Genomic DNA, 19602 nt, shown 5'->3' with positions numbered 1-19602 from the left:
AAATGCTGCGCCGCGGTGGAAAAGTCAAGCTGTGGCTGCGCTGCATCACCCCGACATACGAATGCAGGGGCACAAACTTTATTGTTGTGAACGTTATCAGTCTGTGCTCCATTAGCGTCGTGGACGATGCGCGAACAGCATCGCTGCGGGAGGATGGGATGGAGGTTATCCAGTAATTACAGGCTGATGCGGCTGCGCCCATGCGTGTGCCGCAAGCAACGGGATCGGCCGTGCCGCGGGCATGGCGACGCCGCCGGGGACTGCGCCTCGACGGGCGGATTCGTGCGTGTCGACGACAGGGGATTTGGGATTTTGCTGAAGCTGACGGGACTATTGCTGGCGGGATCGGTCGCGGTCGCCGCGGTGGCGCAGGAGCCGACCGCGAGCGGCGCGCGCGCCCGCGCCAATGCGCTGGTCGCGCGGATGACGATCGACGAGAAGATTGAGCTGGTCCACGGCCTGTTCCCGCCGATGGCGACGGGCAAGACGCGGGAGGAACTGATCCCGTCCGCCGGCCATGTCGACGGCATTCCCCGGCTCGGCATCCCGACGACGCGCCAGAGCGACGCCAGCCTCGGCGTCGCCAACCAGGTCGAGCAGCGCAAGGGCGACACTGCGACCGCGCTGCCCTCCAGCCTCGCCACCGCCGCCTCGTTCGATCCCGCCGTCGCGCGCGCCGGCGGTGCGATGATCGGCGCGGAGGCGCGGGCGAAGCGCTTCAACATACTGCTGGCGGGCGGCGTCAACCTGACGCGCGATCCGTGGGGCGGGCGCAACTTCGAATATCTGGGTGAAGATCCGCTGCTCGCCGGCACGCTGGGCGGCGCGCATATCGCGGGCGTCCAGTCGAACGCGATCGTCTCGACGGTCAAGCATTGGGCGCTCAACCCGCAGGAAACCGGACGATCGATCCTCGACGCGCGGATCGGCGAGGCAGGGCTGCGGATGAGCGACCTTCTGGCGTTCGAGATCGCGATCGAGCAGGGACGGCCGGGTGCGGTCATGTGCGCCTATAACAAGGTCGGCGGCGACTGGGCGTGCGAGAACCGCTTCCTCCTCACCGATGTGCTGAAGCGCGACTGGGGCTATCCCGGCTGGGTGATGAGCGACTGGGGCGCGGTGCATTCGACCGTGAAGGCCGCGAACGCCGGGCTCGACCAGGAATCGGGGCAGGAACTCGATCGCGCGATCTATTTCGGTGCGCCGCTGAAGGTCGCGGTGGAGGCGGGCCAGGTGCCGATGGCGCGGCTCGACGACATGGTCGCGCGCTATCTGACCGGGCTGATCGCGACGGGCGCCTTCGACAAGGCGATGCCGGCCAAGCCCTTGCCGATCCCCTATGCCGCGCATGCCCGCGTCGCGCAGGACGCGATCGAGGCGGGGATGGTGCTGCTGCGCAACGAGGGCGCGCTGCTGCCGCTGTCGCCGAGCGTGAAGCGGATCGCGGTGATCGGCGGGCGTGCCGACATCGGCGTGCTGTCGGGCGGTGGGTCGAGCCAGGTGCGATCGGTCGGCGGCGTCGCGCTCGAGATACCGCTGCCCGCCGATCATCCCGCGGCGTCGTTCACGCGGATCACCTATCACAAGAGCGTGCCGCTCGCCGCGATCCGCGCGCTCGCCCCGCAAGCGCGCGTGACCTTCGACGACGGCCGCGATCCGGCGCGGGCGGCGGCGGTGGCGAAGGCGGCGGACGTCGCGATCGTGTTCGCGACGCAATGGACGACCGAGGCGGCCGATGCCGATGACCTGTCGCTGCCCGGCCGCCAGGACGCGCTGGTCGAGGCGGTCGCCGCCGCGCAGCCGAAGACGGTGGCGATGCTGGAGACGGGTGGCCCGGTGCTGATGCCCTGGGTGCAGAAGGTGCCCGCGATCGTCGAGGCCTGGTATCCCGGCCAGCGCGGCGGCGAGGCGATCGCCAACATCCTGTTCGGCCAAGTCAATCCGTCGGGCCGCCTGCCGATCACCTTCCCGGCGAGCGCCGACCAGGCGCCGCGTCCGACCCCGCCGGGCCGCGAGCGGATGGCGAAGTCCGCCGCCGCTGCCGCCGCCAACCCGGGCGCGCCGCAAGCCAATGCGCTCACCGGCTGGACCGTCGACTATCCCGAGGGCGCCGACGTCGGTTACCGCTGGTACGAGAAGAAGGGGCAGCGGCCGCTGTACCCCTTCGGCCATGGGCTCAGCTACACGCAGTTCGCCTATCGCAACCCGGTGCTGACCGGCGGCACGCGGTTGTCGCTTACCGTCGACGTCGTCAACACCGGCAAGCGCGCCGGCGCCGATGTGCCGCAGATGTACGTCGCGCGCGACGGCGGCGGCCATCCGATGCGCCTGGCCGCGTTCGAGCGCGTGACGCTGAAGCCGGGCGAGACGCGCCGCGTGACGCTGATCGCGAACCCGCGGATCGTCGCCGATTACGACACCACGCTGCCCGGCTGGCGGATCGCCGGCGGCCGTTACCGCGTCGCGCTCGCCCGCGACGCGACCGACCGCACGATCGTCCGCACCGCCGAGCTTCGACCCACGACGATGAAACCATGACCAACGAGAAAAAGAGGGGAACGATGAACACCAAGAGGATCGCCGCCGCGTTGCTCGCGACCAGCGCGCTCGCCACGCCCGCCTGGGCGCAGACCGTCACGCCGGCCTCGACCACCGAGGCGCCGGTCGAGGCCGGGCCGCCCAGCCAGGACACCGATGGGCCGGGCGGCGACGAGATCGTCGTCACCGGCATCCGCGCCAGCCAGGCCAAGTCGATCGACGTCAAGCGCCAGAGCGCGGCGATCGTTGACGCGATCAGCGCCGAGGATATCGGCAAGCTGCCCGACGTCACCATCGTCGATTCGCTCCAGCGCATTTCCGGCGTGCAGATCCAGCGGTCGGCGGGCGAGGGCGCGACGGTCAACATCCGCGGCCTGCCGCAGGTGGTGACGCTGCTCAACGGCGAGCAATATCTGTCGCCGGCCAACCTCGGCAGCGCGCAGCCGAATCTCAACGACATCCCCGCCCAGCTGTTCAGCGGCGTCGTCGTCTTCAAGTCGCAGGACGTGCGCAACGCCCTGTCCGGCCTGTCGGGCACGCTCGACTTGCGCACGCGCCGCCCGTTCGACTTCAAGACCGGCCTGACCGCCTCGGCGCAGGGCGAATATCAGACCGGGCGCGACACCAAGACCGACGATTACGTGACGTCGGGGCTGCTCAGCTGGCGGACGGATCGCTTCGGCGTCCTCGTCTCGGCGGGCTACGGCAACATCACGCTCGGCAATAATTATGCGGGCTTCAGCCAGTCGAACCTGCTCAACAACGATTGGGGCGGCGACGGCGCCAACTGGGTGTCGCCGCACGGCTACGACACCTTCCACCGCGAGGTGGAACGCGAGCGGCTGGGCGTGTCGGGATCGTTGCAGTGGGAGATCGACGACGGCGTCACGCTGACCGGCGAGGGCTTCTACACCCGCTTCGTCGAGCATGACCTGCGCGCGGGCATGAACATCTCCAACCGCTGGACCGGCCTTGGCTGGACCAGCCCGGCGGTGTCGAATCAGACCAGCATCGTCGGCCCCAACAACGCGCCGGTGCTTAACGTCCAGCAGTACAACCTCGACGCGTGGTGGGTGAACTCGTTCAGCGTCAACCGCACGATCCATTCGGAATCGAAGAACTTCAACCTCGAGCTGAAGTACGACAAGGGCGGGCCGCTGACCTTCACGTCGCGCGCGATCTATGCCGACGCCGATTACAAGAACACCAACGGCCAGGTGCAAGGCGACCTTTCGAACTGGCAGGCGTCGACCGCGGACGGCAGCGTCGACCACACCTTCACGCTGTTCCGCAACTCGGCGGACCCCACGCGCGGCACCTTCTATCCGGCGAACATCGCCAGCCAGTATCCGGCGAGCCAATATACCAACGGCGTCGTCGGCAGCCGCGGCGGCCGCTACATCGCGCCCAACCCGCTCGGCTATGCGCGCGATCCGCAGCTGACGCTCGGCTTCGCGCCGAACAACCTGTATTGGGGTGGCTTCAATCGCCCGATCGGCGGCGGGCTGGGGCCGAACGCAACGCTCCAGCAATATATGGCGAACCTCGACAGCTATACGGTCGCCGCCTATTCGTCGGAGGGTAACAACCGTAACAAGTCGGATCTTCTCGCCTTCCGCCTCGACGGTGCCTACGACTTCGAAAAGAACGGCGACAAGCTGTTCGGTATCCTGAAGCGCGTCGACATGGGCGCGCGCGCCAGCCGGCGGCGCACCGAGATCGAGGTGTATCACCTCTTCTCGCGCCTCTATGCGGGCAATGGCGCCAGCGATCCCAACGGCTGCGCGGTGCAGTGGAAGGCGATCGACGTCGTCCTCGACAACACCACGGCGGGCGCCTGCCGCGCCGGCGAAAACGTGCCCAACCCGGCATTCAATTCGAACCTGCCGGCGAGCGCCAGCAACCCGGTGTCGATCTTCCAGGGCTACACCGCCAATCGTCCGACCAAGCTGGCGGCGAACAACAACACCTATTTCCTCAGCGACTTCGGCAGCGTGACGCGCGGCTTCCCCGGCGTGTGGGTCGCCGATCCGCGCGACTTCAACGATCCGCAGGCGTTCCAGGAGCGGGTGTTCGGCAATGCCTTCCCGGTCATCATCCCGGGCTCGTCCTACGACGTCGATTTCTATGAGCAGTCGGGCTATGTGAACGCCGATCTGGAACTCGGCCCGGTCGAGGTGAATGCGGGGGTGAAGGGTATCCACACCCGGATCCGCGTGCGCCAGAACCTGACCGGCGACACCATCCCCTATGGCGACACGAATCAGGACATCGGAGATTTCTTCGCCGGCAACAGCTATTGGGACTGGCTGCCGACGGTCAACGCGCAGTGGAACGTTACCGATCGGTTGAAGGTACGTGGCTCCTACGCCAAGACGATGATCCCCCTCGACCTCGGCAATTACGGTGGCGGCCTGACGATCGCGACCAGCGATTCGCAGTGCGATCCCACCAAGCGCGTCGCCACCGATGCGCCGTGCGGCATCCGCCAGGTCACCAGCGCCTCGTCGTCGGGCAATCCCAACCTCAAGCCGTGGCGATCGAACAATTACGACGCGGCGGTCGAATATTATCTGGGCCGGGCGTCGCTGTTCAACGTCGGCTATTTCCGGCTCGACGTCGGCAGCTTCGTCAACACCCAGACTGTGAACGACGGGCGCTTCGCCGATGGTGACGGCCAGATCCGTCGCACCGTGCCGTTCACCCGCCCGATCCAGGGCGCGGGCGGCAAGATCGAGGGGCTTGAGGTCGGGCTGAAGCTGGCGATGAGCGACATCACGCCGAATGCCTTCCTGCTGCGCAACTTCGGTGTCGACGCCAACTACACCCGCGCCGGCAGCAAGCAGACGCAAAGCGCCCCGCAGCGCGATGGCGAGGCATTCCCGTTCGTCGACAATTCGAAGAACCAGTATAACCTGGCCGTCTGGTATCAGGATTCGGCCTTGCAGGCGCGTATCGCCTGGAATCGCCGCTCACCGCGCTTGACCGGCAGCTTGCAGAATATCGCGATCTTCCAGGATACGACCAACTACTGGGACGCGAACGTCACCTATTCGATCAACAACATGTTCCAGGTGTATGTGAACGGATCGAACATATTCGGCGAGATCGAGCGATATTATTATCAGTTCGACAAGGACAACAAGCAGATCCAGAGCTTCAACCAGTTCGAACCGCGCTATTCGGCGGGCGTCCGGGTGAAGTTCTGATGGCAGGAGATTGTTCAGGCACCACCCCGGCGAAGGCCGGGGTCCAGTTCCGCCGGTCGCAGTTATGAAGCGAATGGTGCTTAACCGCCTTCCTGCAACTGGGCCCCGGCCTTCGCCGGGGTGGAAATAGGTTTTCCCCACTAGGCCGGTGGCGGTGACGCCGCCGGCCGTTTTTTTGAGACGGGCATATTATCCCCGAACCGTTCGTGGTGAGGAGGCGCTGAGCGAAGCCGAAGCGCCGTCTCGAGCCACAGGTGGCTTGGCCTGCCCTTCGAGACGAGCCTTCGCCTGCGCTCAGTCTCTCCTCAGGGCGAACGGAGGGGGTAGGAAACCCCGGCGATTCAAGAGCAAGATGGATGACATGACGCCCAACCCCATCCAGAACCTCGTCATCGTCGGCGGCGGCACCGCGGGGTGGATGGCGGCAGCCGCCTTCGCCAAGCATTTCCACGGCACGCCGCTCACGATCACGCTGGTCGAATCCTCCGACATCGGCACGATCGGCGTCGGCGAGGCGACGATTCCGACGATCCGCCGCTTCTACGCCAAGCTCGGCCTCGACGACCGCACCGTCATGCAGGCGACCGGCGCGACGGTGAAGCTCGGCATCCTGTTCCAGGACTGGAAGCGGGTGGGCGAGGGGTTCATCCACCCTTTCGGCCTCTATGGTCAGGATTACGGCGAGATTGCGTTCCACCACCTGTGGCATCGTCGTCGCGCCGAGGGCGATGCGACGCCGATCACCGCCTATTCACTCGGCGCGATGCTGGCCGAGGCGGGGCGGATGGCGCTACCCCAGCCCAATGCGCCGACGCCGCTCGCGGTGTACGACTGGGCGATCCACCTCGACGCGTCGAAGTTCGCGCAGTTCCTGCGTCGATATGCCGAAGCCTCCGGGGTGACCCGCATCGATGCGCGCGTCGATGCCGTCGAGCTGTGCGCGCAGGGTGTCGCCGCGATCCGCCTCGACGATGGCCGCCGTATCGAGGGCGACCTGTTCATCGACTGCACCGGCTTCCGCTCGCTGCTGCTCGGCGAGGCGATGGGGGTCGGGTTCGAGGATTGGCAGCAATGGCTGCCATGCAATGCCGCCGTCGCGGTGCAGACCGAGAATGCGCTCGCCGAACCCCCTGCCTATACCCGTGCCCATGCCAAGGCGGCGGGCTGGCAATGGCGCATTCCGCTGCGCCATCGCGCCGGCAACGGCATCGTCTATTCCAGCGAGCTGATGAGCGAGGACGAGGCGACCGCGACGTTGCTCGCCGACCTGCCCGGCGCGCCGCTGACGGAGCCGCGGCGCATCCCGTTCCGCTCGGGGCGGCGGGCCCAAGCCTGGGCGGGCAACGTCGTCGCGCTTGGGCTGGCGAGCGGCTTCCTGGAGCCGTTGGAATCCACCTCGATCGCGCTGATCGAGACCGGGATCGAGCGCTTGAAGGAGCTGTTTCCGACGCGCGCCATGGCGCCGGCGCTGCGTGACGAATTCAATGACGCCACCGCGCGCGAGATGGAACGCGTGCGCGACTTCATCATCCTCCACTACAAGCTGACGCAACGCGACGACACGCCGTTCTGGCGCCATTGCCGCGACATGGCGGTGCCCGACACGCTTCGCTGCAAGCTCGATCTGTGGGACGCGCGCGGCGAGTTCGTGCGCTATCGGTGGGAGATGTTCCACCCTGCGTCCTGGCTGGCGATGTACACCGGTTTCGACCGCGTGCCCGACAGCCTCAACCCGGCGGTCGCCGGCGTCGATCCGCGTATCGTCGGTGGCGCGCTCGACCGGATGCGCGCCAGCGTCGCCGATACGGTGCGGCGGACGCCGACGCATGCCGAGTTCCTGGCGACGCTCGACCGATGACGCGCGCACCCCTGAAAACCGTCTGCATTGTCGGCGGCGGCACCGCCGGCTGGATTGCCGCTGCGTTGATCGCGCATTTGCATCCCGATCTGTCGGTCGAGCTGGTCGAGAGCGACGACATCGGCACGATCGGCGTCGGCGAGAGCACGATCCCGCCGTTCATCCAGCTGCTTCACCTGCTGGGCGTCAACGAGAGCGAATTCATCGCCGAGTGCCAGGCGAGCTACAAGCTCGGCATCGAGTTTCGCGATTGGCACCACGTCGGCGAGCGCTACTTCCATCCCTTCGGCGCGATCGGCACGCCGATGACGCATGCCGATTTCTACCAGCTGTGGCTGCGCGCGGTGGCGGACGGCTACACCGGCGCGCTGATGGATTTCGCGCCCGCCGCGGTGATGGCGCGCGAGGGGCGCTTCACGCCCGCCTTCATGGCGCTGCGCACGCCGATCGGCGGCGCCGCCTATGCGCTCCACGTCGATGCCAAGCGCGTCGCGCGTTTCCTGCGCCACTATGCCGAGGAACGCGGCGTCGTGCGGACCGAGGGGATCGTCACCGATGTCGCGTTGCGCCCCGACGGCTTCGTCGACCGCATCGTTCTGAGCGACGGGCGCCAGGTGGCGGCGGAGTTCTTCATCGACTGCTCCGGCTTTCGTGCGATCCTCGCCGGCAAGGCGCTGGGCGGCGCGTTCGACGATTGGGGCGAATGGCTGCTGTGCGATCGCGCGATCGCGGTGCAGACCGAGAATGTCGGCCCGCCCTCGCCCTATACGCTGGCCGAGGCGCAGCCGGCCGGCTGGCGCTGGCGCATTCCGCTCCAGCATCGCACCGGCAACGGCCATGTCTTTTCGAGTCGCCACATGAGCGACGACGAGGCGACCGCGATTCTGCTGGACAAGGTCGAAGGCGAGCTCGTCACCCAGCCGATGCCGGTGGCGTTCCGCACCGGCGTGCGCTTCAGGCCGTGGGATCGCAACGTCCTGGCCGTCGGGCTGGCGGCGGGTTTCATCGAGCCGCTGGAATCGACCGCGATCCATCTGATCTATCGTGGGATAGAATATTTCTTGCGCTTCCTGCCGACGACGGCATGTGAGCGCGAACTGGCCGACGAATATAATCGGCGGATGGTGACCGACTATACGGAGATCCGCGACTTCATCGTGCTGCACTATTGCCTCACCCAGCGCGACGACACGCCGTTCTGGCGCGCCTATCGCGACATGACGCCGCCCGAGGGGCTGGCGCGGCGCATCGCGCTGTTCCGCGCGGCGGGGCTGATCCCGGAGGGTGTCGACGAGCTGTTTCGCGCGGTGAGCTGGCAGTCGGTCATGGAAGGCATGGGGGTCCGCCCGGCGCGCCATCACGCGTCCGCCGATCGCATGGCGATCGACGACCTGCCGCGCGAACTCGACATCGCGCGTTCGACGCTATCGCGTTACGTCGCGACGGTGCCGAGCCACGGTGACTTCATCGCGCGCCACGTCGCCGCGGCCCCGCCGCGCTGATGGCGCGCGCGTCCCGCCAGGCGGTCACCATCCGCCACGTCGCCGCCGAGGCCGGCGTGTCGCTGCAGACCGTGTCGCGGGTGATGAACAACGAACCCAACGTCCGCGACGCGGTGCGCGAGCGGGTGAACGAGGCGGTGGCGAAGCTGGGCTATGTACCCAGCCTGGCGGCGCGGCGATTGTCGGGATCGCGATCCTATCTGATCCTGGCGCTCAACGACCGCGATCGCACGATCGAGGGCTGGCGGCTGGGGCAGGGCAACGACTGGGTCGACCAGATGCTCTACGGCGGCATGCTGAAATCCGCCGAGCACGGCTATCGCATGATCTTCGAGCTGATCGACAGCCATGCGGCGCATGTCGAGCGCGAGGTGTCGGCGGCGCTCGCGGCGTTGCGCCCCGATGGCGTGATCCTGACGCCCCCGCATTCGGACAATCCGGTGATCGTCGCGCTGCTCGAGGCGCGCGGCATGCCCTTCGCGCGGATCGGGTCGTACGAGAGCGGCGCCGGCGTCGCGATCCGCATGGACGACGCCGCGGCGGGGCGGGCCGCGACCGAGCATCTGCTGGCGCTGGGCCATCGCCGCATCGGCTTCATCGCCGGCCCGGCGGAATATACGCTGTCGACCGAACGGGCCGAGGGATATCGCCAGGCACTGCTCGGCGCGGGCATCGCGCTCGACCCGGCGCTCGAGGAGATCGGCGACTTCACCTTCGACAGCGGCGTGCGCGCCGCCGAAGCGCTGCTGGCGCAGGCGGAGCGCCCCACCGCGATCCTGGCATCGAGCGACCAGATGGCGCTCGCCGCCGCACAGGTCGCGCGGGCCCGGGGGTTGGCGCTTCCCGAAGGGCTGGCGGTGGTTAGCTTCGACGATACTCCCGTGGTCCGCTTCAGCATGCCGCCGCTGACCGCGATCACCCAGCCGATCGCGGCGATGGCGTCGACCGCCGCCGATCTGCTGATCCGCAGCGCCGGCGGCGATGTCATTGAGGCTGGACCCTATATTTTGCCTTTCGCGCTGGCCGTGCGGGGCTCTACCCAGGGCAATGACCACTGAGGACCGGCGCCGGTCGACCAGCTTCCTGATCGCCTTCGCGCTCGCCTATGCGGGCGGCGTTATCGCCTATCTGCCGCTGCTCGCGCTGCTGCTGCCGATCAAGGTCGAAGGCGTGGCGAGCGCGACGCGGATCGACCTCCTGACCGCCGCCGCCCTGGTGGGTGCGGTGGCGGCGAGCCTCGCCAATATCCTGTTTGGCTGGTTGAGCGATCGATCGGTCGCCCGCGGCCGCAGCCGGCGGGGATGGATCGCGGGCGGCCTGGTCGCCACCGCGCTGAGCTATGCCGCCTTGCTCGCCGCCGACACGCCGATGACGGTGATGGCGGGCGTCGCCGCATTTCAGGTCGCGCTCAACGCTGCGCTCGCGCCGCTGGTCGCGACGATGGCGGACGAGGTGCCGGATGCGCAAAAGGGCGTCGTCGGCGGCCTGCTCGGCCTTGCCAATCCGCTGGCGTCGGGGGTGTCGGCGCTGCTGGTGCTCGTCGAGGGTGAGGGCGTACGCTACGCGCTGGTCTGCGGTATCGCGACCTCGCTGATCGTGCCGCTGCTGCTGACCCGCGCGCGAGTGGCGGTCGAGGCACTGGCGAACGGCGCGTCGGTCGCGCGGCGCGATCTCGCCGTCGCCTGGGGCGCGCGGCTGCTGGTGCAGGTCGCGGGCAACGTCCTGTTTCTCTACCTGTTGTTCTATTTCGAAAGCATCGTGCCGGCGAGCGATGCGGCGGGGCTGGCGCCCGCGGTCGGCCATGTGATGACGGTGGCGTTCGCGTTGCCGCTGCCGATCGCGGTGACGGTCGGCTGGCTGTCCGACCGCAGCGGCACGCGCAAGCCGTGGCTGCTGGCGGCGGCGCTGGTCAGTGCGGCGGGGCTCGCGACGATGGCGCTGGCGCACGACTGGACGAGCGCCGTGATCGGCTTCGGCATCTATGCCGCGGGCAGCGCGGTGTTCCTCGGGTTGCATCAGGCATTGGCAATGCAATTGCTGCCCTCGCCGACGCGGCGGGGGCGCGACCTGGGGCTGCTCAACCTCACCAACACGCTGCCCGCGCTGATCGGGCCGGCGCTCGCCTGGTCGCTGGCGACGCCGCAGAGCTTCAGCGCGCTGCTGGTCGTGCTGTGCGCGATGAATGCGGGGGGCGGATTGCTGGTACTGGCGGTGCGGGGGCGGGGGTAGGACTTCCAAGCCCCTCCCCTTCAGGGGAGGGGATGGGGGTGGGGAGGTGTCTCACCGAGCCTTCTCGCCTGCCTCGCCCCACCCCAACCCCTCTCCTGAAGGGGAGGGGCTTGAAACTACCCCTCGGCCTTCACCTCATCCTTCGCTCCCGCCATCGCCGGTCCCGCCCCGGCCTTGCGCACGGCGGCACGCAGCGCCTCCATCGTGAAGGGCTTGGCGAGGATCTGCGCGTCGTCACGCGCGAGATCGGAGGCGGTGGGGTCGCCGGTCGCGAACACGATACCGACGTTGCCGCGACCCTCGCGCGCCTGCTCGGCGAGCGCCGCGCCGCTCATGCCGGGCAGGTTGAGGTCGGTGACGAGCACGTCGACGGGCGCGGTCTGGAGCGCGGTCAGCGCCTCCTCGGCGCTCCCTGCCTCGACGACGATATAGCCGGCGTCCTGGAGGGAATCGGCGGCGACCGATCGGACCATCGGATCATCCTCCACCAGCAGCACCGTCGACCGCGCCGAGGGCTCGGCGGACGATAGCACGCCGCCACCCTCTACCTCCTTCTGCCGACGCAGCACCTGGCGGAATTTCCGCGCCAGCGCCTCACGCGTGTACGGCTTCGACAGCAACTCGACGCCGGCGTCGAGCTTGCCGCCGTGGACGATCGAATTCTCGGTATAACCCGACGTGAACAGCACCGCACAGCCCGGCAGCCGCTGGCGCGTGCGGCGGGCAAGCTCGGGGCTCTTCAGCTCGCCCGGCATCACCACGTCGGTGAAGAGCATGTCGATGGGCACGCCGCTTTCCACCACGGCCAGCGCGCTCGATGCGTCGACCGCCTTCAGCACGCGATAGCCGAGGTCGGTCAGCATCTCGACCACGGTGGCGCGGACCTCGTCGTCGTCCTCGACGACCAGCACCGTCTCGGTGCCGCCGGTGATCGGGCCGTGATCGACGACCACCTCGACATCCTCCGCCGCCATCGCGCGCGGCAGATAGAGCTTGATCGTCGTACCTTCGCCGACCTCGGAATAGATCTTCACATGGCCGCCGGACTGCTTGACGAAGCCATAGACCATCGACAGGCCGAGCCCCGATCCCTTGCCCTCGCCCTTGGTCGAGAAGAACGGCTCGAATACCTTGTCCAGCACGTCGCGCGACATGCCGCTGCCGGTGTCGCTGACCGCCAGCATGACGTACTGGCCGGGGACGACCTCGTCGTGGGTCATCGCATAGTCCTCGTCGAGCGAGGCATTGCCTAGCTCGATCGTCAGCCTGCCCTGGCCTTCCATCGCGTCGCGCGCGTTGATCGCCAGGTTGAGCAACGCGTTCTCGACCTGCGCCGGATCGATGAAGGTGTTCCACAGCCCGCCGGCGACGATCGTCTCTACCTCGATCCCCTCGCCGATCGCGCGGCGCAGCATGTCGTCCATGCCGCGCACGAAGCGGCTGACGTCGACGACCTTGGGCTCCAGCGCCTGGCGGCGGCCGAAGGCGAGCAGCTGCGACGCGAGCTTCGACCCGCGCGAGACGCCCGCCATCGCATTGGCGACGCGCTGTTCGGCGCGGCCGTTGCCGGCAATGTCCTTGGCGAGCAGCTGGAGATTGCCCGACACGACCTGGAGCAGGTTGTTGAAATCGTGCGCGACGCCGCCGGTCAGCTTGCCGACCGTCTCCATCTTTTGCGCATGGGCCAGCTTCATCTCGGCCTGGCGGCGATCGCTGATCTCCTGGATGACGCGCGCTTCCAGCGTCTCGTTCAGCTCGCGCAGCTGCGCCTCGGCGCGCTCGCGGTGGCGGATCTGGCGCTCCAGCTCGGTCGCATGATCGCGCAGCGCCTGCTCGGCGGCGCGGCGGTGCGTGATGTCGGTGTGGACGCCGACCCATTCGCGGATCTCGCCGTCGTCGTCGAGGATCGGCAGCCCGCGGATCGCGAAGGTCCGCCAGGCGCCGTCACGATGACGGACGCGGTGCTCGAACACGAACATCGATTTGGCCGCAACCGCCCGGTTCCACGCCTCGACGGTCGCCTCGGCATCGTCGGGATGGACCGCCGAGGCCCAGCCATAGCCCTGATATTCCTCGAAGGTCTGGCCGGTGAGTGCCGCCCAGCCGGGCTGCTCGCCGAGCATCTGTCCATCGGCGCTGTTGGTCCACAGCACACCATGGATCGCGTCCATCGCGGCGCGGAAGCGGCGGTTGCTGGCGTCGAGCGCCGCCTCGCGCTGCGCGCGGTCCTCCAGATCGAAGACCAGGACCTGAAACCCGATCACCATGCCAGCGGCGTCGCGGCGCGGCGAATACTGGATGTTGACGCGATGCTCGGTGCCATCGCCATCGACGATCACGCCGTCGCAGTCGGTCGGTTCGCCCGCCAGCGCGCGCTCCATGATCGGCAGGCGGCTGGCGAAGTTGACGTCGCCGATGACGTCGCGCGCGTGGCGGCCGACGATCTCGTGCGGCTCGAGCCCAAACCACTGGACGTAATGGCGGTTGGCGAAGCGGAAGATATAGTCGCGATCGATGAACGAGACGAGCACGGGCAGCGCATCGGTGACGGCGCGCAGCTCCGCCTCGCGGGCGGTGAGCGCGCGCTGCGCCATGACACGCTCGGTATGCTCGACGACAGTGCACAGCACGCCGCCGACGCTGCCGCCGGCATCGTAGACGGGGGTGTAGAACAGGTCGAACACCACATCGCCCAGGACGCCGTCGCGCCTCAGCTGCATCGGCTGGTCGCGATAGGCCAGCGTCTCGCCACGGAACCCCGCCTCGAGCACCTTGCGGTTCCAGTCCCAGATTTCGGGCCAAACCGCGGGTACGGTGCCGCCGAGCGCCCTGGGATGGTTGGCGCCGGCAATCTCGATATAGGCGTCGTTGTAGATCATGATGTGGTCCGGGCCCCACATCAGCACCTTGGGCACCGGCGAATTGACGACGTTCGAAACCGTGGCACGCAGTTCGGCCGGCCAGCCCGCGACCGGTCCCAGCGAGCTGCGCGACCAATCGCGGGTGCGAACGATCTCGCCGCACTCGCCGCCGCGGAGCGGCCAGCCGGGGTGGACCAGGCGTGCCTCGCCGTCGCGCAGCGCCCTCAGGCCGGCGCGTACCACCTCGCTGGCGTTGGCATAGTCGCCCGACGCCAGCTGTTCCGACACGAAGCCGTCGAGTTCCGACGTCAGCGAGATGTTGCGCGCGTATTTCGAGGCCATCGGGTCCGGGTGCCGCCGTCCACGACGGGTGTCAACAGATGACACCCGTTGACCTCACCCCGGTTAGGCAGAACGTTATGCCGAATGCGGCGAAGCGTTTCCATGGTCGGGTTGGCAAGCCTCGCGCTGCTAGGTGCGGCGCCTGCGGCGCGGCCTGCCGACCTGATCGTTCGCGGCGGCACGGTATTTCCCGGGGGCGGCGATCCCTTCGTCGGCGACGTCGCCATCGCGGGTGATCGCATCGTCTATGCCGGCCCCCATGCCGCGATGCCGGCGCGGCGGACGATCGAGGCGCGGGGCATGGTGGTCGCGCCCGGTTTCATCGACCCCCATACCCATGTCGGCGACGACCTCTCGTCGCCCGATGCGGCGCGTCGGCTGATCCCGGCGTTCCTGCTTCAGGGGGTGACGACCGCGTTCATCGGCAACGACGGCGGCGGCGAGCCTGATGTGGCGGCGGTCCTCGGTCGGGCGACGGCGCGGCCGGTGGGGATCAACTACGCCGCCTATGTCGGGTTCGGTGCAGTGCGGCAGGCGGTGGTCGGCGCTGCCAGGCGTGCCCCAACCGCCGACGAGCTGGCACGGATGCGCGCCCTGGTCGCAGGGGCGATGTGCGACGGTGCGATGGGGCTGTCGACCGGGCTGTTCTACGCGCCGCAGAGCTTCGCGCGGACCGATGAGGTGGCGGCGCTGGCGCGCGAGGCAGGGGCGCGGGGCGGCACCTATGACAGCCATATCCGCGACGAATCGAGCTACACGGTCGGGCTGAAGGCCGCCGTTGCCGAGGTGATCGCAATCGGGCGGCAGGCGCAGATGCCGGTCCACATCAGTCATATCAAGGCGCTCGGCATCGACGTGCAGGGCCAGGCGCCGGCGATCATCGCGATGGTCGAGGCGGCGCTGGCGCATGGCCAAACGGTGACGGCGGACCAATATCCGTACGACGCCAGCGGCACGAGCCTGGTCGCCGCGCTGGTGCCGCTCTGGGCGCAGGACGGCGGCCGTGCGGCATTGCTGAAGCGGTTCGACGATGCGACGCTGGCGACTCGGCTCGCCGCCGATATGCGCGAAAATCTGCGCAAGCGCGGCGGCCCGGCGGCGCTGCTCATCACCGAAGGCGCCGAGAAGGGCCGGACGCTGGCGGCGGTGGCGCGGCGGATGGGCGTCGATCCGATCGCGGCGGCGATCGCGACGATCCGCGTCCACGACCCCGCCGTCGCCTCGTTCAACCAGAGCCAGCGCGATATCGAGGCGTTCATGCGCGCACCCTGGGTGATGACCGGCTCCGACGCGTCGACCGGGCATCCGCGCGTCTACGGCAGCTTCGCGCGCAAATATGCGGAATATGTCGTCAGGCGGCGGATCATCTCGTTGCGCGACTTCGTCGACCGCAGCAGCGCGCTGACCGCCGACACGTTCGGCTTGGCGGGGCGCGGGCACCTGCGCGCCGGGGCGTTTGCCGACGTCGTGGTATTCGATCCCAAGACCTATGCACCGCGCGCGACCTATGAGCAGCCGACGCTCACCGCGGTCGGGGTGAGGCTGGTGACGGTCAACGGCCGCATCGCCGTGGAGGACGGGCGCGTCGCCGGCGTCGCTGCAGGTCGCGCCTTGCCGCATCGGCCGACGCGGGGGAGCTGCCCATCGCGCTGATCCGCGCCTGGTTCGCGATCCCGCTGTGGCAGCGCGTGCTCGGCGGGCTCGCGCTTGGCCTCGTCTTCGCGCTGGTCGCGCCCGGGGCGACGCCGGCGGTGGCGTTCGTGGGCGACATGTTCGTTCGCGCGATCCGCATGCTGGTGGCGCCGATCGTGCTGGTGACGATCGCGGCGGGCATCACCATGCTCGGCGATCCCAAGCGGTTGGGCGGGATCGGCGGGCGGACGATCGCGCTGTTCGCGGCCACGACGCTGATCGCGGTGGCGGTCGGGATGCTCGTCGCGACGCTGCTGCGGCCGGGCGTCGGCGCGCTCGTCGGCCAGGCTGCGGCGCACGCGCTGGGGCCGGCGGTGACGCCCTACGACCAGCTGGTCGGCATCATACCCACCAATATCGTCGAGGCGCTGGCGAAGGGCGACATGCTCGCGTTGATCGTCGTCGCGATCCTGACGGGCGTCGGCACGGTGCTGGCGGGCGAAGCGGGGCGACCGTTCGCCGCGCTGCTCCAGTCGCTGTCGAGCGTGCTGCTGCGCATCGTCGCGCTGGTGATGGAGGCGACGCCGTTCGGGGTCTTCGCGCTGATCGCCAATGCGGTGGCCGCGAACGGCTGGGCGGTGTTCGTCAACATCGGCTGGCTGGCGGCGGCGGTGGTGCTTGGCTCCGCGATCCAGATCGTCGTCGTCCACAGCCTGTTGCTGCGGCTGGTCGCGCGGTTGCCGGTGCTGCCGTTCTTTCGCGGGATCGTCGACGCGCTGGTGATCGCCTTCTCCACCGCCTCGTCGTCGGCGACGATGCCGGTGGCGATGGGCGTCGCGGGGGAAAAGCTCGGCGTCGCGCGGCCGGTCTATTCGACGGTGCTGCCGCTCGGCGCGAGCATCGGCAAGGACGGGACGGCGATGTACGTCGGCCTGCTCAGCCTGTTCGCGTTGCAAGCGTTCGCGGTGCCGCTGACGCCGGCGATCTATCTGACCGTGCTGGGCACGGGCGCGCTGGCGGCGTTCGGGACGGCGCCGGTGCCTTCCGCCTCGCTATTCATGCTGGCCGCGGTGCTGAGCGCGTGCGGCGTCGCGGCGGAACAGACCGCGCTCGTCGTCGGCCTGGTGCTGCCGTTCGACCGGCTGCTCGACATGACCCGCACCGTGCCGAGCGCAAGCGCGAACCTGGCGGTGGCAACCACGGTCGCGCGGCTGGAGGGGGAGCTGGATGTTAGGATTTATGAGGGTTCACGCGAAGACGCGAAGACGCGAAGGATTTGATTGTCGCGCGGAGGCGCAGAGGCGCGAAGCGATATGCTGCAAGGCGGCGCGGCTGCACCCCAACGTCTGTCAATGAAGCGCCGCTGGCGCGGCGAGCACGCCATCTCTGCGTCCTCCGCGCCTCCGCGCCTCCGCGCGCGCACAACTTCTTCGCGTCGTGGCGGCTTCGCGAGAATCACCGATAAAAGTGTAACTTCGCCAGTTGCAGCCACTCGCGCCCGCGCGGTTCGCCCGACAGGCGGAAGGCCAGCGCGCGTAGCCGTGCGGGATCGAGGCGGACGGCGCCATCCGGTGAGGTGAAGGCGCTGAACGGCAGCCGCACCTCCACCTCCTGTTCGCCGGCGGTGAAGGGCGCGGCGAAGGCGGCGCCGCCGTCGATGCCGTAACTGTCGAGGATCAGCCGATACTCGCCAGTCCCCCGCGCGGTAAAGGCGATGCCGGTGAAGCCGCTGGCGTCGGCTGGCAGGATCGCGCCCCTGGTCAGCGGCACGACCAGCTGGGCATAGGGCCGCGGCCCGCCGCCCATCCGCGCGGTGACGAACAGCCGCTTCGCCGCGCCCTCGTCAGGGCGGACGACGTCGAGGTGACTGTGGTCGACGCCGGCCTCCGTCGAATCGACCGGCAGCGTATTAAGGTCGGTGCGCCCGTCGCCGCGCGCGCCGGTGTCGATCGGCCCCGTCATTCGCACCACCGGCAACGGCGAGGGCCGATCGCTATCGACCAGTGCGCGCAGCCGCTTGAGCGGCACTTCCAGCCCAGACACGAACACGCGGCGGACGTCGTAGAGGTCGTCGATCCGCTCGTCCGGCCGCCCGCCCGTCAGTACCAGGTCGGCGCGCTGGCCGGGTGCGATGCGGCCATGGTCGGTCGATCCGATCAGCCGCGCGCTGACGCTGGTCGCCGCCGCCAGCGCCTCGGCAGGAGTGAGGCCGAGCTGCGTCAACAGGCGGATCTCGCGGATCGTCGAGGTGCCGTGATAGACGCCGCCGATGCCGGCATCGGTGCCGATGCCGATCGGGATCCCCGCCGCCTTCAGCCGGGCGATATTGTCGCGCATGATCTGCCAGCGCTTCTCCTCCAACGCGGGGATGGCGGCGATCGGTGCGTCCATCCGCGCCTGTTCGCGGGCGCGCTCGGGCGCGCGTAGGTCGCGCCATTCGGTGGGCAGGAACGTGCGATCCTGCTGCGGCTCATACACGACCAGCGTCGCGACATAGCCGGTGCGATGCGCGCGCATCAGCGCGATCAGCTCGTCGTCGATACCGGCATCGCCGACACCATGCCCGACCGCATCGACCCCGGCGGCAGCGGCGACCTTCGCCCCCTCCAGCGTTACCGTATGGGTGATGACGGGCGTATTCACTGCGTGCGCATCGGTGACGATCGCGGCCAGCGTCGGCTCGTTCATGCTGTTGAGGTCGGGCGATCGATCGTAGCGCCAGCCGTCGGCAAAGACCTTGATGACGTCGGGTCGATAGGCGAGCGCGGCCTTTATCGCGGCATGCGCAGCGCGCGGCGTCGCCGCCTCGAGCGTGAAATAGCTGCCCCAGCCGAACTCGGTGCCATGGCCGCCCGGCACGCCTAGCCGCACCGCCAGCTCGAGATGTGGCGCGACGACCTGGCCCGACGCGGTCATCGCGCGGATCGGCTCGATCATCTCACCCGACAGCGAATAGTCGTTCACGCTGGTGACGCCTGCGAGCAGATATTGGGCATAGGCCTTGGCCAGGTCGTCGGGCGCGGCGAAGGCGGGCGAGCGCAGATGCGTGTGAAGGTCGTGGAGGCCGGGCAGGAGCGTCAGGCCCCTGGCGTCGATGGTATGAGCGCCGCGCGGCTTAACGAGGTGCGGGCCGACCGCGACGATCCGGTCGCCCTCGACCAGCACGTCGGCCGTTTGCGCGGGGGCACCGGTTCCGTCGAACACGCGCGCGCTGCGGATCAGGATGGCGTCGCTGGCGGGTGCCTCACTCGACCCGCTGCCGAGAAACAGCGCCGCGGCGAGGGCGAGGAGCGGGCGGAGCATGGGGGCGAGTGTGTCGCGGAGTGCGCCCCGTCACAACCCCCTCCGTCACCCCGGCCTTGAGCCGGGGTCCAACCTTCAGCGAGCGGCTAGGTCAATTGTGTCGTGAGTCGCTCGCGCGACGATGGATC

Annotated in this window: 10 protein-coding genes; 8 read left to right on the top strand and 2 right to left on the bottom strand. The window is 68.7% G+C overall.

Annotated elements, in window-relative coordinates; genetic code table 11:
- Nucleotides 1–321: 321 nt before the first annotated feature.
- The 6 genes from GGQ80_RS08730 (at nt 322) to GGQ80_RS08705 (ending at nt 11336) form a co-directional block, all read left to right on the top strand.
- Complete coding sequence (locus GGQ80_RS08730) at nt 322–2538, top strand: beta-glucosidase family protein (protein WP_425506037.1); 2217 nt, start codon at nt 322–324, stop codon at nt 2536–2538.
- A 23-nt stretch (nt 2539–2561) separates the two neighbouring features.
- Nucleotides 2562–5747, top strand: a complete 3186-nt coding sequence (locus tag GGQ80_RS08725; protein ID WP_221364279.1) for a TonB-dependent receptor — start codon at nt 2562–2564, stop codon at nt 5745–5747.
- A gap of 361 nt (nt 5748–6108) precedes the next feature.
- Nucleotides 6109–7605, top strand: a complete 1497-nt coding sequence (locus GGQ80_RS08720; protein ID WP_221364278.1) for a tryptophan halogenase family protein — start codon at nt 6109–6111, stop codon at nt 7603–7605.
- Nucleotides 7602–9107 carry a tryptophan halogenase family protein gene (locus tag GGQ80_RS08715; RefSeq protein WP_183983807.1) on the top strand — a complete coding sequence of 502 codons (1506 nt, stop codon included), beginning with the start codon at nt 7602–7604 and terminating at the stop codon, nt 9105–9107. Before GGQ80_RS08720 ends, GGQ80_RS08715 begins: the two co-directional genes overlap by 4 nt.
- Nucleotides 9107–10165, top strand: coding sequence for a LacI family DNA-binding transcriptional regulator (locus GGQ80_RS08710; RefSeq protein WP_183983805.1), 1059 nt, complete (start codon nt 9107–9109; stop codon nt 10163–10165). Before GGQ80_RS08715 ends, GGQ80_RS08710 begins: the two co-directional genes overlap by 1 nt.
- Nucleotides 10155–11336 (top strand): MFS transporter, encoded by a 1182-nt coding sequence (locus GGQ80_RS08705; protein ID WP_183983803.1) that lies wholly within the window; start codon nt 10155–10157, stop codon nt 11334–11336. The genes GGQ80_RS08710 and GGQ80_RS08705 overlap by 11 nt, the downstream gene beginning before the upstream one ends.
- A 116-nt stretch (nt 11337–11452) precedes the next feature.
- Here GGQ80_RS08705 and GGQ80_RS08700 read toward each other — a convergent pair whose 3' ends face one another.
- Nucleotides 11453–14539: a type II toxin-antitoxin system ParD family antitoxin gene (locus GGQ80_RS08700; protein ID WP_183983801.1), complete on the bottom strand. Its 3087-nt coding sequence runs from the start codon at nt 14537–14539 to the stop codon at nt 11453–11455.
- Nucleotides 14540–14623: 84 nt separating this feature from the next.
- On the opposite strand from GGQ80_RS08700, the gene GGQ80_RS08695 reads away from it, so the two are divergent.
- Nucleotides 14624–16192, top strand: coding sequence for an N-acyl-D-amino-acid deacylase family protein (locus GGQ80_RS08695; protein ID WP_183983799.1), 1569 nt, complete (start codon nt 14624–14626; stop codon nt 16190–16192).
- A 35-nt stretch (nt 16193–16227) separates the two neighbouring features.
- Nucleotides 16228–17451: a dicarboxylate/amino acid:cation symporter gene (locus tag GGQ80_RS08690; protein WP_343050958.1), complete on the top strand. Its 1224-nt coding sequence runs from the start codon at nt 16228–16230 to the stop codon at nt 17449–17451.
- A gap of 175 nt (nt 17452–17626) precedes the next feature.
- Here the strand turns inward: GGQ80_RS08690 and GGQ80_RS08685 are convergent, their stop codons facing one another.
- Nucleotides 17627–19474 (bottom strand): amidohydrolase family protein, encoded by a 1848-nt coding sequence (locus GGQ80_RS08685; protein ID WP_183983797.1) that lies wholly within the window; start codon nt 19472–19474, stop codon nt 17627–17629.
- Nucleotides 19475–19602: the final 128 nt, after the last annotated feature.

Source organism: Sphingomonas jinjuensis (assembly GCF_014197105.1).
Lineage (GTDB): Bacteria > Pseudomonadota > Alphaproteobacteria > Sphingomonadales > Sphingomonadaceae > Sphingomonas > Sphingomonas jinjuensis.
The sequence above is the reverse complement of the archived record's forward strand: the minus strand, read 5'-3'. Positions and strand labels throughout refer to the sequence as shown.